Source organism: Cohnella zeiphila, from assembly GCF_014212055.1.
Taxonomy (GTDB): domain Bacteria; phylum Bacillota; class Bacilli; order Paenibacillales; family Paenibacillaceae; genus Cohnella; species Cohnella zeiphila.
This window is the reverse complement of sequence record NZ_JACJVO010000036.1, coordinates 1-17,014: the sequence shown is the minus strand read 5'-3', so window position 1 is coordinate 17,014 and position 17,014 is coordinate 1. Positions and strand designations below refer to the sequence as shown.

Annotated in this window: 9 protein-coding genes; all 9 read right to left on the bottom strand. The window is 50.2% G+C overall.

Going from position 1 to position 17,014, the window contains the following annotated elements; all coding sequences use genetic code 11:
- Nucleotides 1-274: 274 nt before the first annotated feature.
- Nucleotides 275-1,468: a glycoside hydrolase family 43 protein gene (locus tag H7C18_RS27575; RefSeq protein WP_273388200.1), complete on the bottom strand. Its 1,194-nt coding sequence runs from the start codon at nucleotides 1,466-1,468 to the stop codon at nucleotides 275-277.
- 224 nt (nucleotides 1,469-1,692) lie between these two features.
- Nucleotides 1,693-3,384, bottom strand: coding sequence for an extracellular solute-binding protein (locus H7C18_RS27570; RefSeq protein WP_185132355.1), 1,692 nt, complete (start codon nucleotides 3,382-3,384; stop codon nucleotides 1,693-1,695).
- Between the two features lie 4 nt (nucleotides 3,385-3,388).
- Nucleotides 3,389-5,728 carry an AraC family transcriptional regulator gene (locus H7C18_RS27565; protein WP_185132354.1) on the bottom strand — a complete coding sequence of 780 codons (2,340 nt, stop codon included), beginning with the start codon at nucleotides 5,726-5,728 and terminating at the stop codon, nucleotides 3,389-3,391.
- A 196-nt stretch (nucleotides 5,729-5,924) separates the two neighbouring features.
- A complete protein-coding gene (locus tag H7C18_RS35370; RefSeq protein WP_337913913.1) occupies nucleotides 5,925-6,647 on the bottom strand; it encodes a glycosyl hydrolase family 28 protein in 723 nt (240 codons plus the stop codon).
- A 14-nt stretch (nucleotides 6,648-6,661) separates the two neighbouring features.
- Entirely contained in the window at nucleotides 6,662-7,357 is a 696-nt protein-coding gene (locus H7C18_RS35365) for a hypothetical protein (RefSeq protein WP_238358008.1), read from the bottom strand.
- Between the two features lie 112 nt (nucleotides 7,358-7,469).
- On the bottom strand, nucleotides 7,470-12,794 hold the full coding sequence (locus tag H7C18_RS27555; protein WP_238358007.1) for a galactose-binding domain-containing protein: 5,325 nt from the start codon (nucleotides 12,792-12,794) through the stop codon (nucleotides 7,470-7,472).
- A 109-nt stretch (nucleotides 12,795-12,903) separates the two neighbouring features.
- Nucleotides 12,904-14,541 carry an ABC transporter substrate-binding protein gene (locus H7C18_RS27550; protein ID WP_185132353.1) on the bottom strand — a complete coding sequence of 546 codons (1,638 nt, stop codon included), beginning with the start codon at nucleotides 14,539-14,541 and terminating at the stop codon, nucleotides 12,904-12,906.
- Between the two features lie 46 nt (nucleotides 14,542-14,587).
- Nucleotides 14,588-15,337, bottom strand: coding sequence for a carbohydrate ABC transporter permease (locus H7C18_RS27545; RefSeq protein ID WP_238358006.1), 750 nt, complete (start codon nucleotides 15,335-15,337; stop codon nucleotides 14,588-14,590).
- A 148-nt stretch (nucleotides 15,338-15,485) separates the two neighbouring features.
- Nucleotides 15,486-16,466 (bottom strand): ABC transporter permease, encoded by a 981-nt coding sequence (locus H7C18_RS27540; protein ID WP_185132351.1) that lies wholly within the window; start codon nucleotides 16,464-16,466, stop codon nucleotides 15,486-15,488.
- Nucleotides 16,467-17,014 lie beyond the last annotated feature (548 nt).

Genomic DNA, 17,014 nt, shown 5'->3' with positions numbered 1-17,014 from the left:
TTATTTCTTCGTTCATGCCACGAATCCCTTCAATTTTTGCAGTGATTGTGCCCTTCGGCATCGCTACAAAGTCGATCTTTCCGTTAATAGTTATTAATACGCTGAGTGTTTGCATAATAGGTGTGGGTCGCGAAAGCGCGCCCAATGATCAGTTTGGCCATTGAAGGGAGTCGGGCTACCATCAGTAAGATTACTCAGATAGACATCCAAATAATTCAATTCACCAGCATCGTAGTGACAGTTTGACTAACAATCATAAGCCCTAGGCAGCGCATCAGAACTCATAAGAAAATTGATCTACATCTATATGACCCTGTTCACTTTCTTGGTTAAAGGAGTATATCCCGATCCGATCTCCTCTGTAGTTCCCCCATCCCAAAGAATAGGCCTCTCCAAAACCAGTAAAGTGCATTCCATCGATGCTATACTCAAATCGGTTGATTCCGTTCAAGTTCCAGATCGACCTAAGCCAGAGGGTAGGAACCGTTATTTGCGGTCCCCATTCAATCGTACCGGTATGGTTATACTTCAGGACCCTAATCCCCTCTTTTTGGTGAACGCCCATCATGCAATAGGTTTGCACAAAGTGACATAGCCCCGCCTCTTGATCGTCAGCCATACCGCTAATATCTATTTTTACCGTTACCGCATTGTGAACGGTCCTGAATGGCCTTTGTGTAATCGTATTGCATATTTTGAAAAAGTTATCCTTTTCGACAGGTCGGCATGCGTAGAGACGTAAATAGCCGGGCCGTTCCGTTAACGACCATTTGCCGGCTTTCGGCTGATGATTCCACTCCCACTGCGGTCCAAGCGCCGCATCCTCAAAATCGTCGTTTGTCGCAAGGACCGTTGCGGGGTATCCGTCTATCGGCTTTTTGCCTCCCCATACCATCTCGCCGATTCCGTCACCGTCCGTATCGTTGCCGATGATCGGCCATTCGTCAACCCAAGTGACCGGAAGCAAATGAAGCGTTCTTCCCTCGTAATGCCCGCCTGTTCCTTGGTGGCTAACGAAATACCACTCTCCTGAAACGGTCTGGACAAGTCCTCCTTGATTCGGTTCTCGGTCTGCATCCATGCCGTGCGTATGGATAAGCTCCTTTTCCTCATAGGGCCCATAAAGATGTTTTGACCTCAACATCATCACGACTCTAACATCCATGCCTCCCTCATTACGAACCTCGCTGTGAAAAAAATAATAAAACCCATTTATATTATAGAGCTTATTAGCCTCGCTCCCCTTGTATTGATGGATAACTTTTGCACTATCATGCGAAAGCTGCTTGCCATCCTCACTTGACTTAAACAGATGGATCTGATAGTTGTCTGCAAAGTGGGTAGCAACCAAATAACCTTGTCCATCGTCGTCCCAAAATGGACAGCAGTCATCCCAGCCGGCAACATTCCAAACATGATGCAGCGGCTCCCAAGGTCCAGCCGGATCGGAAGCCGTGCTCATAAACAGTCCTTCTCGGGCGTGAAAAAATACACCCAGAATCGATCCTTATGGAACCGGATAGCCCCCGCCCAGACTCCTCTGCCATACCGATTCATTCGATCGTAATCATATTCGGGGCCGATATTCTTCAAATGGATTCATATAGGTGCCATCCCTTTGATCGCCCCAAAATCCCTTCTTCGATAAAGCTTTGTCCCTATCCATCCTTTTGAATCAAGCCCCTTCGCATCCTATTTCCCGCCGGCGTTCAAATAAGCTTGTACCTGCTTTATAACTTCTTGCCGGATCGTATCTAAACCCAAGGCACGCCATTTCAAGTTCTGTTCTTGCGCATATTCCTTCCAATTATCGATCATGCCGGTCATCAGCAAATCGGATGCTTGCAGCATCACGGGTTTTACCTTTGCAATCTCCGTTGCAACAGGTGCCGGATTAAAGACAAAGCCTGACAACGGGAGCTGGTAATAGCTGCTTTTGTCCCTTGCCCACTTCGTGTAAGCTAATGTCATCGGGTCGTTGTCCGCCAAGATGCGAGACAAGATCGGATTATTCGTTAGCTCGTAACCCGGAAATCGGTAATTGTAGGATTCGGCCGTCAACTTGTAGCCGCCGGCTCCGTCCTTAACCCAATGCTCCCCCTCGATTCCAAGCTCGAACAAATCATGATGATCCTGACTGCTAAATAGCCAGTCCAAAAACTTCATCGTTCGGTTCGTATTCTTGGAGGTAACCGGGATGACGAGACTGTTATTGGCCCGGAACGTCGTACCGATGGACGCCGGCAACATCTCGCGCTGAGATTGGCTCCCCAGAAGGAAAGGTTCATAATCCGCTTCAGGATCAACACGCTGCAAATCTTGCCTCAATCGAGCAATTCCGGATATGGTAGTGTCTGCTTTCGAAGCTTCCCGTTTTATATCCATGGCATTTTCTTCTTCGCTCGACAGCGGATTGGGGTTGTTGTATTTTCGAAATTGGACCCTGGATTCAAAATGTCCGTATATGGCGTCATGCGAGTTGAAGGGGACCGGAAAGTCGGCAAACTCCGAATCGGGATCGCCGATGGTAGCCGCGCCGATCACTTTTTTCCCATCCTTGGACAGAGCCACGTTAAAAGGAATGCCGCCCGTAAACGAGTCGGACATAATCGGGGCGAGACGAATGTCGTGATGCCCTTTCTCCTCCGGTAATCCCAGCATGAAGATTCCTCTGCTTCCGATCGCCGCCGGAATATCCTCGGGGTACCGCTCAAGGACTCGATCATAGTAAGCTGTCAGATCCTCCATTGTCTTTAGCGGCGCCATTCCCAGCGACTCCCGGATATCCTTCCGAATCGCGATGACCGGAGGATCGTAATAGGAATCGAACAAGGGAATGGTATAGATATGGCCGTTAATTCGGTTGGCATCCATGATTTCCTTTGGAAATGCCTTCTTCAAGCCTGGATAATGATCATTGTTAAAGTATTCGTCCAACTGCTGGTAATAGCCCATGCTCAAATTGTTGAATAAATTTTTGGTCCAGGGAGCATCGAACATCAGATCGACGGACTCCCCGGTAGACATTCGCAATAACATTTTCTTTTCATATTCCAGGTACGGACTAAATTCAAATTCAAGCGAGGTGTTTAGCGTATTTTTCGTTTCTTGTTCAAACCTCTGAATAATTTTGTCCATATCATGGGGCCTATCGCCGAAAAGCATCAGCTTTAGAACGACCGGTTCCGTCGGGTCTGCAGCTTTCGTTGGCGTTCCTATGAGTCCGGCATTTGGTTGCGGACGTTCCTCGTTCTTATGGCGACTGAAGCTTGAGCAAGCGGACAGGAACAAGGTCAAACTGATAATCCAAAAGGACCACCGAGCGGGTTTGAAGCCATTGGATTTCATTGAACTCCCCCCTTTGTATTTCTGAATCCCCGTCATGCGATTACTCCTTCGCCAGGTTGTCCAGCTTATGCTCCCTACGGTAGTGATCGGGCGTCATGCCCACATGCTTTTTGAATAACACATAAAAGTAGTTCGTGTTCTCAAACCCGACGTTTGCGCCGATCTTTCTTGCAGGCTCGTCTGTCTTTACCAAAAGTTCCTTGGCTTTTTCCATTCGGAATGCCGTGAGGTATTCGGAAACGGATACATTCATTTCATCTTTAAATAGCCGCCGCATGTAATTGGTGGAGAGACCGACGTATTGAGACATTTGATCGACGGAGAGGTTGCTATCCAAGTAGTGTTCGTTCATATACTCGACAATTGCGGCAACGGTCTTGCTATTTTTCGATTTAGACTCCTGATCGCGATGCTTGACGATCTGAAGGCATAAATCCAGGTACCAGGCTTCCATTTGATCTAACGTATCGTGATGCAGCAATTCTTTCTGCCTAGTATGAATTTCCAGGTTAACGGCTGCCTGTTCGAAGCTTGCCATGCCTTTGGCTGTACGAATGGTCATGAATAGCAATTGGACAAGCGAATGAATAATCTCATCGTATTTAAATCCCATCATGGCGCCATAAAACTCGGACGTGTACTCTTTAAGCGCCTCTATATCGCCGGATTTAAGGCTAGTCATGATCTGTTTTTCCAATGCATCCGGATATTCGTACTCTCTGAACTCCGCCGTAATCCGTTCATCGTACGATAGAACGCTGTCCGTCCCGAATATTAAACGGTAAAGCATGGCCTGGTAAGCACTATCCCTGGAATCGCGCAGTTGTTCCGCTTGGCATACTACGGGTCCAATCCCCGCCGTGACTGTCATTTTCAAAAATCTTCGAATGTTTGTCTGAATGTCGGCCAATAGGCTCCTTATCGCGCTTGCAGGCTCATCATCGGCCGCATCGATATGGAAGACCAAATCCAATGAATCGTAACCATTTTCAATCACATCCAGTTTAAAGGCATCGCCGACAATCTCCTGGCTGATATTCTGAATGGCAAATTTGAATAACGACAAATCTACCGTATCGTATTTCTGAGTGATCTCATGAAATCCGTCAATTTTGAGCACGCAAACCAGATATCGATCCGATGTCGATCCGATTTGCAGATACTCCATCGCTTTCGAGACTTCCAGATGGTGGCTGATAGTCCCGTTCAATAGAGATCGAAGCAAATTTTTTCTGTGGACGGGTACGGATTGATTGAAGTCTTTTTGCAGCGTCTGAACTTTGACTTCCAATAAGGAGAAGGATTTATTTATCAAATCATATTCGTTCAGGACGGCTTTATCTTTTGTCTCCGTCGTTGTCCTTATCCTATGGAGAAGGTTAGAGACGGGAACGTATATACTTCTTGTAAAGAGCGCCGAAGTTAGCGTAACCCCCGCAAGGCAAATCAATGTCAGCACGAGAATGAAATTTTGCAAAGTACGCACGTTCCCCAACAATTGGCTTCTTTCGGTAAAGATAATGAAATTCCAGCCTAGATTATCCGACTTCACGTAAGATATGCGATACGACTTGCCTTGAATCGCTTGATCGATCTCTCCCTGCTTATCGGTAGAACGAACAATCTCTGATAGAATCTGCTTCGTTGAAGCGTTATCGGAAGACCACGCGTCGGGCTTGGCAATGATAAGACCCTGATCGTTGATGATCATCATCTTGTGCGGCCCTTCGTCGTTGCCTTTCAGGATAAGGGATTGAAGAACCTTCTGATCCAGGTTCAACACCATACTGTTTTGTTTGTCGCTTGAACCGAACCTTGTGTAGATGATCGAAATATAGTTCTGCTCGGTCTTTTTTTGCGAATCCGTTGTATACGACAAAACGGCGGTACGCGGGATAAACAATCGGTTCCTCGATACGTCCCCATGCTTGAGATAATCCGTCATGCCCGGATCAAAAAAATGATTGACCGTGTTGAATGCCTTTACTGAATTGAAAACAATGCCCGACTTGTAATTGTAAATATAAATGGAGGCCACGAGCGGACTTGTATTTTTAAAGCCTTCCAGTTGGCTATTGATCTCATAGATGTCTTGCTTGCTGAACGATGCGCCGTTCAATGCCGTGGAGATATACTCATCTTTTAAATAAAGCTGTGAATAGTAATTGTATGTAAAGGTAAGCAGAATGTCCGCCGTATTATAGGTTTGATTCATCATCCTCGTCGAGGCCTCGACAATTTCCTGGGTCATGTCGGAGGATACCTTTTTGAGAACCAGATAGGAGAAACCGCTAATAAACAGCAGGCCAATCAAGGCATAGGAAATAATGATTTTAAATAACATATTTTTTTTACGAAAAACGACAATGACCTGTTTCATCCTTATGCCACCTAGCATTTGAAATGGAGTGTAATCGAATTATACACGCAAACGGCATCACGGGTGGGAAATTGCATTGTTTGAATATCAACAAAGTGTTTGAAATCACGTTGACGAACCAAATAATGCCCGTACGGATCGAATGATCCGCACGGGCATCCCGGCATCGCCAACTGCCCCCCTATTCCCTTCATTCTCATTCATTTAAAAACAGAATGTCGGATACAAACTCATTCATCTCAAAATTCCCCTGCTCCTGACTCAAAATCAACTCGCCATTGATCCGTAGATTGGTAAAGGTGACCCCTTCCACATTCCGTTCACGGTCAAACCCGTATATCCGGTTTTTGTTCTCACTTTTCCCGTTATAGGTAACATTTCGAAAATGAACGTTCTCAATGCGTTTGCCGGCTACAGGATTATATTTCGCGTTCCACACCACGCGGATGTCCACCAGTTGGCCCAGTTCAAAGTCCTCAACTCGAATGTTATCAAAGATGACGTTCCGCACCGTGTTATTATCGCCGACATTAATATTCATGGCTCCCCAATAACCGGGCTGGGGCTCGTGATGCTCCAAAATATCAATATTGCTGAACTGGATATCCTCGATCAAATCGCCACCCCGAAGGTAATCCCCATGCCCGCCGATATTCATCGCATGAGCGACGTCTGCCCACAGAATGGAGTCTTTGACTTTGACGCAGCGCGAATCCCCTTTATAATCCCATCGGCTTCCGTATACGGCAATACAATCGTCGGACGTCCGCAGGAATACATCCTCGATCTCGATATGCGTGCTGGCCATCATGTCGATGCCGTCGCACCACCCCCGCGTACTGAACGATTTGAAGTTGCGGATCCGGATATGCTCGGACTTGCCGATGTAAATACTGTAATGCGGCGGGTCCAGCAGCACGATCCCTTCCACCGTTATATGGCGCGAATAAATGATCCGGACGCCCCGGAAAGCGGAAAACCGGTGAAAGTCGGACAAATACAAGATCCCTCTGCCGCGGATGGCGACATCCTGCACATGAGGGAACCGACAACGATGGCGCCTCCGGCCAGATAGACGGTCTTCCTGGACGGAATGCGGAAGATCGTCTCCTCCAGATAGTGCATCCCCGGACCGAAATAGATCACCTCCGGCGCCGCTCCCCCGGGCTCCCGCGGGCTGTTGACCAACTGATAAATATCCTCCATCCGGTGGATGGCAGGCTTCAGATACAAGACGTTCGGGGCGTCCGGTGCCGGCGGATTCTCCTCCCGGGCATTCGCGAACAGATGCAGATTGCCGAAGCGGTCCCCGTTCACTTCGATGGACAGCTTGCAAGGTTCGTTCAAACGAAAAGTAACGGTCGCTCCATCTACGTCGAACGGAATTTGCTTCGATAGCGGACGGATGACGATTTGATGAACGGGGCCCTTTCGACTCTCTACCCGGACCTCAACCGTTCCTTCCATGTCAAAATAGGCCATAGAGGCTTGTCTCACATGGTGCATGTCCACCTTCGCTTCATAGACGAAGAGCGGCTCCCAGTTCTCCCCCGGATTGCGGACGCATACCTCAAAGTCGTCCCGACCAACTGCGCCTTCGGGCGCCTTCCAAACCTTTAAAAAGCTCATCATGTTGTCCTCCCTATTCGTTCGGCGGCATTAGCCGGACTGCTGTATGGCAAGGAGAAGCCGTTCGACAGTCAACTTCCGTGACGGTTCGAACGGCCCCTTCGGATGGATGCTACGGCTTTACGGTAACCGTTATCGTCTCGCCGGACGTCTCGCCGGACGCATTGACCAGCACCGCCCGGTACTCGTAATCGCCCGGCGCCCGGTCCGCGATCGAAGTCGCCGCGCTCTGGGCGTTCGGAGTCGATTCGTTCAACGGCTGCGTATCGATCAGCTCGCCGTTCTCATACAGGCGGTACTCCGAGCCGTTCGTCCCCCACCACAGGTTCATCGTCACGTCATAGCTGCCGTCCTTTAATCCCGTATCGTTGCCGTTGTCGTCGGAGAGGACCGGCTTGCCCGGCGCGTCTCCCGCCAGCGGAGTCGCGTCGCTCAGCCACTGCGCCCAGCGTACCAGCGCCTCCGCCTGCTCCGCGCTCAGCTTTTTGCCGCTCTGCGCGTTCACTTGATTGTCGTAGGCATTCAGCAGCTCGCGCGCTTCCGCGCCCTGATGCGCATCGGCCTTCGCCTTCGCTTCGGAGAGCTTCGCCTGCAGGGCCGTCGCTACGCCTTCCCAGCCCGAAGCGCCGGTCGCCTCCAGGAAGCTGCCCGTCAATGCCGACAAGCTGTCGAAACTAGCGAACACGCTGTATGTCAGCTCCGACGAGCCGCTATTGCCTGCCGCGTCCGTCGCCTGCGCCTGTACCGTATGCGGTCCCGGCTCCAGCGTATAGGCGGGCTCGTCGGCCAGCGGCGCGTCGCAGGACGAGCTTGCCACGCCGGACCCGCCATCCGTCGCCTGGCAGGCAATCTCAACCTGACGGTCGATCGTGTAGGCGGTATCGCCTGTCACGGCGATCTGCGGCGCGGTCGCGTCGATCTGCACGCTCAGCGACTGCGCGTTGTCCGGGGACGCTTCGTCAGCCGCGCGGTACAATAGCTCGTTCGTTCCTTCCTGGCTCAGAACGAAAGGTTGATCGTAGACGTTCCAGCTGCTTCCGCCATCCAGACTGTATTGCAGGCCTCCTCCTCCCGATAACGTGACGGTCACGGGAGTCGTGTACCAGCCATTCTGGCCGTTCGGCTCCGCCGGATCAAGGGAAGCTTCCGTGCTCATCGCGACCAATCCGTCTATTGCCTGCTTCAGGCGGTCCGCCGCCTCGTCGATCTCGCTCTGGGTCGCGGACGGATTCGCATCAACCGTTTGGGCATCGCCGACCGCAGCTTCCAAAGCCGCGTAGCTGTCCGTCGTATAAGGATCGGATTCGATGGCCGCCGCTTGCTCGACAAGAAGCTTAAGCAGCGTACGATCCGCCGATTTCTCGTAAAATTCCACTTCCGCTACGTTCGCGTAGCCTTTAGGCGAATAATAACGCAAATACCGGTACGGCGTGCCGTTATCGATATTCAGCGTATACCAGCGAACGGTGTCTACTCCGCTAATCTCAGCGAGAGTATCATAGTGGACATCGTCATTTGAACCCTGAATCATGGCGCCGTTCGTGCGGGTGGAATTGACCGTTCTCGGCATGACCCGGACAACTCCCACGGCTTTCGCATTCCCTTCGCCCAGATCGACGCGCGCCCAGCCGGTTGCGGACTTCGTGTCGGGCGAAGTACTTGGATCTCCATCGAAGGCGAACCACCCGTTTGTCGCCGCATCGTACTGGTCATTCCAGGATACCGAGGATGCCAGGGCCATCGAAGAGTCGATCGGGATCTTCGGATACAGCTCCAGTATCGGCACCAACACCTGATCCGCCTTCAAGAAGGCATTCAGCAGCCCTGTTTTGTCGGCTCCCGGTTGGCTCAGGGCCGCCTCGATCCGATCGACCTCCTGTTGGTACAGATAATAGCTTCCTTTCGTATACCCATCGGACGTCACTGTCCTGTCCTGCAAATAATCCGCGCCGTAATCCACATCTCCGTACAGCTCGACTTCCGCCATGTTCCCGCTCCAGGCGGATTCGTTATAGAGCCGAATATAACGGTAATGCTGATGATCCAACAGTTGGTCGGCTCCCATGTCGTACCATGTCGCTTCCTGCGATCCCGCAACCGGCCGAGTCAGCGCGGTCCAAGAGCTATTATCGTTGGAGCCTTGAACGATCAGCCCGTTCATTCTCTGAGGGAAGCCGGGTCTCGGCATCAGCACGATTTCGTTTAAGGCCACGGTGGCATCCTCGCCGAAGTCGATCGTGTAGGAGGAGCCCGCAGAGGTGTTCAAATCGCCGTATGTGGCCGTATCGCCGTCAAACAACAAGTAGCCGACTTGATCCTTGGACAATCCGTTGCCCGGCCACTGCTTATCCGATGCCGTCACGGTCGCCAGCTTCGGAACTTGAATGAACTGGGTCGGGTCGCCGGCGATGAACAGATGAGTCCCGTCGGTTGAAGCATACGCCGTGTCTCCGGCGGTCCCGTCGCTCTTCCGATAATCGACGGAGAATCGGACATCGCCCTTCTGCACATTGGGATTCATGACCGCTTCGGCCGTCCAATGAATCTGGTCGGTCGTGCTTACGGTCGCTTCGACGCCTTGAATGGCAACCTTCACTTGTTGAATCGGCGATTTGGCCGTAATGCTTACTTTAACCGTGTCGCCCAGCGTAATTTTGCCGCTGACCTCCTGATCGGATCCGATGGATACGGACGCAAGCTCGTTGCCGATCTCGTAACGCGTTCCATAGACGTCAAAATCCGTCAATTCCAGGAGATTTACCACCTCGCCATACAGTACGGCGGGCAGCGGTTTGATCATTTCCAATTTGATATAACGGTATTTCTCATTTTGGTAGGCAGGATCTACGTCAAGGGTTTGATAAGCTTGCGTATACTGGGTGACCCCCGGCGTCAGACGCGTCCAGTTCACCTTATCATTCGATCCATATACCGTAGAGTTGGCGAGACGATCGACGAAGATATCGCTCAAGAATCCGAACTTGGTAACGGAAACCTTATAATCGGGACCGAAATCCAGCAAATGGTACAAATGCGGCGCTGACCCCAGCGCAAGGCCATACCCGGTGCCGGTTAAATTCGTACCATCGTCCATATTCGAGGCTAACGAACCCCAGGAGGACCAGGCGACTACCTTGGACCAGCGCATGCCGAAATCCGTTAATGGCGTCACTAATTCCAGGCCATCGGTTGCAGCCCTTAGCGCTTGCAATTGCGAATCGAACTCCGCTTCGGACGCCGTGTCAATCTGACTTAACGTGTCGTTATAAACCGTTTGGAAATGGTTAAGTGTTGCCGCCACGTAAACCTGGTTTTGATCATAGGAAGCAATGATCGCCTGTACGGCGGAAGCACGGTCGCTGCTTACGATAATGTTTACATTTCTGACCGAAACGGTCGTGCCGTCCGTAGCCGCAAGAACAACGGAATCGTTTCCGGCCTCTGCAGGCTGCCAGGAAAATACGCCTGTATTCGCATCGAGCGGTAGCCCTTTGGCATTGTTCTGCAGCTCATACGTAATCGTATCCGTGCTGCTTGCATCCGTCGCGGACAAATCTACGTTCACGGACGCGCCTACATAGGTATAGATCTTCAAATCCGTGCTTCCGTCTTTGAATACCGGCGGCGTCAGATCCGTACCTGCCGCCGCATCGACGGAGTCGAGATCGACCGTAACGCCGGGCGCTCCTCTTACCGTCATATAGACAATATCGCCAAAGGACCCGGCAAGGGACACATATTTCCACTCCCCCTTCGTATCCGGAAGGGTGAAGGTCGATCCGAACGCATCAAATGTGGATATGCCATTGGTTCGAATCTTGAAGCCGAAGGGGCCCGAACCGGCAGCATGCGCAAAACTGAGAGCCGCTATTTTGCTTCCTTCTTCCGTTGCATGAAAACGAATGAAGCGGATATCTCCCTCTTGCATAAGCTCTGTATTGCTGTCAAGCGCCGTGTATCGGTCTTCGAGCTGCAGGATGCTGCCGCTCGTTTGATCCTGCGGAACGAATTTTGCCGCATCGGCCTCGGCCTCAGGCGGCAAATAAAGCCAGTAGTCATTGCCTGCATCCTTATTGCTCCAGGCACCGGGAGCTGCGGGTTGTTTCTTGGTGAAGGCTTCCTCATAATACGGCGCAATCCGGGATACGTCTTCGTGCTTTTCATACGTATAGTAGGAATAAAAATCCCAGAAATTAGCGGTGTCGAATCTTCCCCTGTAACTCGGCGAAATAAAATTATACGTGTCTCTGATCGTTCCGCCCATACCGACGTTATCGGGGTCTCCGCCGGTAATGGCGTATGCCTGCGGTGTCCATGGCGTGTCATAACCGAGCATGAACTGCCAGAAAAAGTTGGCTGCTCCCAAAATTCGATTATTCAGGAACTCCATGATATCGACGGCATTGTCGGCAGTTGACGGGGTACCGTCCACCGGGTCTATACGGGTCCCCTGGGCGTGGATCAACCGGGTAATGATGGCCGCGTTGGTTAAGTCGCCGCCGCCGTGGGCTTGGTCTCTGCCCATCTCCATTTGCTGGACGTGGGGTTCTACCGGCGTTCCTTCTCCGACCTTCTCTCCCGGTTTCTCTTCCTCCGTAACCCACCGGAACAAAGCCTTAACCGATCCGTTGAAGCCTTGGTCCTTCGCCGTACGGTTCACGGTAAACCATTCCACGGCCTCGTTGTATCTCTCGCGATTGCCGGTAAAGATATACCCTGCCATGGCTCCCAGGATCGGATACGTATGCTGGTTCATAAAATGGTTTTGATCATGCAACAACGTTTCCGTTACCGGAATAATAAGATTGTCCGTCAATTTCGTCGTATCTTGATCCGTCCAAGCCAATGCTTCTGTTTGCGTGCTGGTATACCGTAAAATTTCCGCCGCCATAACCATTCGGTTAAGCGGTACGCCGGCATGAATATGCGCATCTGTATAGTACGCGTATTTCGCAGGATCCATCTGTTCCCAGATGCGGATTATCATCAGCGCATTGGCACGGTAAACCTCGTCGCCGGTCACATAATACATCAACGCCTGTGTATATGCCTTTATGCCGTCTGCAATAAACCTTCCTTCAATGCCTTGACTGTTAAAATAATCGGCGCTAGGCGTCTTGCCGTCGCTGCTGTTGCTTGACGTAACTGTCTTGGACGCTTCGGGAGCCGGGAGAAGCATATTATTGAAATAGTACGTCCAGGGTTGTGCGCCGGCCCTTACCTTCGACCTGACGTTCTCAAGAAGCTCTTTGGTCAGTCCGACGCCGGGATGGATAAACCCGGCTTCATCGGTGACTTCCGTAATCTGCGGCAGATAATCGGTGAAGACTGAGGGTGTATCCGCGTTCGCAACAGCCGGCTTCATGAATATAAGCATCTGCGCGATCATGACGATTGCCGTTACGAGGGATAATGCTCTGCTTGCCTTTCGTTTCATCCGTACTCATCCTCTCATTTAACTGGATTATTAAAGCGTTTCCATCAACCCGGGAAAGGAACATCTATAGATAGATTCACCTATAGATGTTCCCGATTCGCATCCGATCCTACTTTTGAGCAAGGAAGGCGTTGATTTGATTTTTCAATTCTGCCTTGATTTTTTCAACGCCCGAATCCTTCAAATCCTTGTTCATTTTCGACAAGTTATCATTAACGTCGCCAAAACCGGACAGCAGCATCGGCAGATATTTCGCGGTAACGGTGTTGCATTTGGCAATTTCATTTTTTACGGGCTCTTGATCGAACGTGAAGCCTGCCAATACGTTTTTCTTGTACGAAGCCGGGTTGAATTCATATTCGTAATCCTTTTGGAGCTGCTCCGGCAATCCATCGGGGATTCGGTTTAAGGTCGGGTTCCAGGTCAGCTGGTAGCCCGGGAACAGGTAATTTTTCGCCGGATCGACTCCGTCCGGAATTTTCCACCCCTTCTCTCCTACAGGCTGCCAGTTCGTCCCCTCGATTCCGTACGTAAACAAGTCGTTGTTTTCTTGGCTGGAGAAGATCCAATCGAGGAATTTCATCGTTCGGTCGATTTTTTTGGAAGTCGCGGGGATAGCCAGGAAGTTCCACGCTTTCCCGTCCGTCGATTGGGTTCCGGGCGCCAACTCTTGATTGTTTTTGAAGATCGGCCAGAAGCCAATTTCTGCATTGGGTACTTCTGCCTTGATTTTGGCTTCGCTTGACTTGAAATTACTCAATGTAACGAATCCGGCAGCGTTTTGTTTTCCCGTTCCGGTCGTGTTCGTCAGCGTATCGGCCGGAATAAACTTATTGAACCGCTTCGCTTGATTAAACTCGTTCATCAGATAGTCCAGACCGTATTTGGGGTTAATGTTCGCCCATTCCGATGCCGGATCTCCATAAGCCGCCACGCCTGCAACGGATTTTCCATCCTCCGAGATTTGCACGTCAATGTAATTCGCTTTCGGGTTGCCGCCGCCGGTAAACGGGAATACCTTGCCGTCGAGCTGCTGGGCGTTGATATCGGTAAACAATTTAAAGAAAGCCGTATTTCCGTAGTTCGCGAAGGGGACCAAGTCTTTTTCGTTTTCGCTTACCTTTTCGAGGTAGTTGTACAAATCGTCATAACTGGCGATATCGTTCATCCCATACTTGGTCAACAAATCCTTCCGATACCAGACGCCCTCCATATCCATAAGCGCGTTGGTAATCGGAATGACATACGTTTTGCCGAAGAGCTTGTTGTCATTGATATAATCCTCCGAGAACGCCTTCTGAAGTCCGGGATATTCCGGGTTGTTAAAGTATTTGCTCAAATCAGCCAAAGCACCGTCTTTAGCGTTTTTAGCCATATCCCACGGAACAAAGAGGTCGAAGTCTTCTCCCGATGTCAACCACAGCTGCTGCTTCGTGCCATAGTCGGCAGGCGGCGTCCAGGTCACGTTTAATTTCGTGTTAAGAGTATCCTTCGTCCGTTTCTCGAACTCCTGAATGACGGGATCGACATTGCGATAGTGCGCGTTTTCCGAGCCGAATAGATAGACATTCAGCGTGACCGGATCCATCGGAGCCGCCGCCGTACTTTCCGCCGGGCTGGAAGATTGGCTAGCAGCCGGCGTCTTCCCGGCGCTTTCCTTCGAGTCGTTCCCTTGACATCCGGCCAAGGAAGCCGCCAACACGGCGGCGACAATCGGCAAGGCAGCGAGCTTCTTCTTTCTGTTCATTCTGAACCCTCCAAATGATCATTTATACTAAACCGACGTAGCGGTATTAGCCCTTAACGGCGCCTACGACCAAGCCCTTGACAAAGTACTTCTGGGTAAACGGATAGACAAAGATAATCGGACCTACCGTGACAACGGCCGTAGCCATCTTGGCCGTATTCGTCGGAACGACATAATTGGCCGCGAGCCCCTGGATTTGGTTCATTTGATTCATGAAATCGACTTCTCTCAAAACCTTTATAATCAAATATTGCAAGGAATATAAATCTTTGTTGTTGATATACAGCGTGCATGTAAACCATTCGTTCCAGAATCCAAGCGCATAAAACAAGCCGATGGCCGCAAGAGCGGGTTTGGCTAATGGAAGGATGATTTTAAACAAAATGTAGATATCGTTTGCGCCGTCCATCTTGGCCGACTCCGCAAGCGCGTCAGGGATTTGCTTGAAGAAATTCCGCAATAGAAACATATTGAAGGGATTAATTAAAACGGGCAAAATATAAACCAGGATGTTATCGGTAAGGTGCAAATATTTTGCCGTAAGGAGATAGGTAGGGACCAGGCCGCCGTTAAACAGCATGGTGAAATAGACGAAGAAGGCAATCTTGTTCCGATGCGTGAACGTCTTGACGGAAATCGCGTACGCCATCGCGCTGGTCAGCAGCATGCAAAGAAGGGTACCCAGAACGGTGAACAGGATCGTTACCTGGTAGGCGTTGAAGATGGCATTGTCCTGAAAAATGATTTTGTAGGCAAACCAGGATATCTGTTTAGGAATAAGCGTAAAGCCGGTCATGCGCAATGTCTTCTCGTCCGATATCGAGCTTGATACGATCAGAACAAAGGGAATTAGACAAAAAATAGAAAAGACGAGCATGAAGAGATACGAAAAAATATCGATGCCTTTGTTATCCGCGCTTTTATTCATTTGATTTCTCCGCCCTCTAGAAGATAGATGAATCCGGATCCGTTTTCTTCGCGATATGATTGGTGACTAATACGATGCCGAAGCCGACGAGCGATTGATAAAGGCCGATGGCCGTTGACATGCTGATATCGTTCATCTGCCGCAGCATCCGGAACACATAAGTGTCAATAACATCGGTCGTGTCATACAAATAGGGGTTGTCTCCGACAATGGCGTAAATCATTCCCAGATCCCCGTGAAAAATGCCTCCGATGCCGAATATGGTCAGCAGAACGGCCGTCGTTCGGAGCTGCGGCAAGGTGATCCTTGTGATGCATTGCAAACGGCTGGCGCCATCGATTCTAGCGGCTTCATAGATTTCCTGGTCGATCCCCGCGATCGCCGCCAGATAGATAATGGAGCCGAATCCCGCCCCCTTCCATATTTTCAGAACGACGAGAATTCCGATCCATAGCTTGGGATTGGCATAGAAGTTAATCTCCTGCCCTTCCTTGATGAAGCCGAGCGATTTCAATGCGGTATTGATAAACCCTACATCCGTGGACAGCAGCGCAAATACGAACATCGCAACCAGGGTCCAGGAAATAAAGTTAGGCAAAATGACGATAGACTGGGTGATTTTCTTGAAAGACCTGGACCTGATCTCCGTTAACACAAGGGCGATGAGGATCGAAAAGAATAAACCGGAAAAAATGAACAGGATATTTAAGTACACGGTGTTCCAGGTGACATTCATCCAATCCTTTGACGTGAAGAAGTACTCAAAATTTTTAAAGCCGACGAATTTGCTCTTGAACAGCCCTTTCGTCGTATTGAAGTTTTCGAAAGCGACGATGACTCCAACCATCGGCAGGTACTTAAAAATGAGGAAATACAAAATGCCTGGAAACACCAACACGTACAGATAAAAGTTCTGTTTTATTTCCGATCGCAAGGTCTTTCTTTTCCTTACATTTCTGTTTAAGTTAGCCTCGTTGTTACTCAAAGCAACGTTCAAGCCGATCTGCCTCCTTCATAACATCATGTTGACTCCCCTGAACACGACGAACGTAGTGCGGAGCGGGCCCGTAGTCCGAGGAATTCTGAATGCTGCACTCGTTACGGGGGCCATCCTCGAGCCGATAGAGCCACTATCGCAAAGTTCCGGTATCCTGAATAGTTTAAGAAGCTTCAAAATCAATGAATTCAAGCAATCCGGGCTCTTTAAAAAGCTTCAAAATCACTAATTTGGAGCGTTCTTTACTTCTATACTCTTCCAAGAAGAAGGGGCCGTTCATAAGTCATCGTTAATGACTTATTGAACAGCCCCTTCGAATTGACTCTATGGCTTTTTGGTAACCGTAATCGTCTCGCCAGCCAAAAAGGGAGTCCTGCCTAGCACCCGTGCGTGCGGCAGGACTCCCTTGCTATCCATTATGGTTTTGGTCGATGAGCCAATCGATACTCATTAAGCAAGCCCTCGGTAACTAAACATGCCAGTCGAAGTAGACCGCTGACAGAGCATGGTGTTTCTAGCTCCTCAGCTGAATCTCATAATCTGTAACA

Bases quoted from the DNA above. Each gene is read 5' to 3' on its own strand.
- H7C18_RS27565 (WP_185132354.1), bottom strand. From the start codon at position 5,728: ATGAAACAGGTCATTGTCGTTTTTCGTAAAAAAAATATGTTATTTAAA.
- H7C18_RS35365 (WP_238358008.1), bottom strand. From the start codon at position 7,357: ATGAGCTTTTTAAAGGTTTGGAAGGCGCCCGAAGGCGCAGTTGGTCGG.
- H7C18_RS27555 (WP_238358007.1), bottom strand. From the start codon at position 12,794: ATGAAACGAAAGGCAAGCAGAGCATTATCCCTCGTAACGGCAATCGTC.
- H7C18_RS27545 (WP_238358006.1), bottom strand. From the start codon at position 15,337: ATGACCGGCTTTACGCTTATTCCTAAACAGATATCCTGGTTTGCCTAC.
- H7C18_RS27570 (WP_185132355.1), bottom strand. From the start codon at position 3,384: ATGACGGGGATTCAGAAATACAAAGGGGGGAGTTCAATGAAATCCAAT.
- H7C18_RS27550 (WP_185132353.1), bottom strand. From the start codon at position 14,541: ATGAACAGAAAGAAGAAGCTCGCTGCCTTGCCGATTGTCGCCGCCGTG.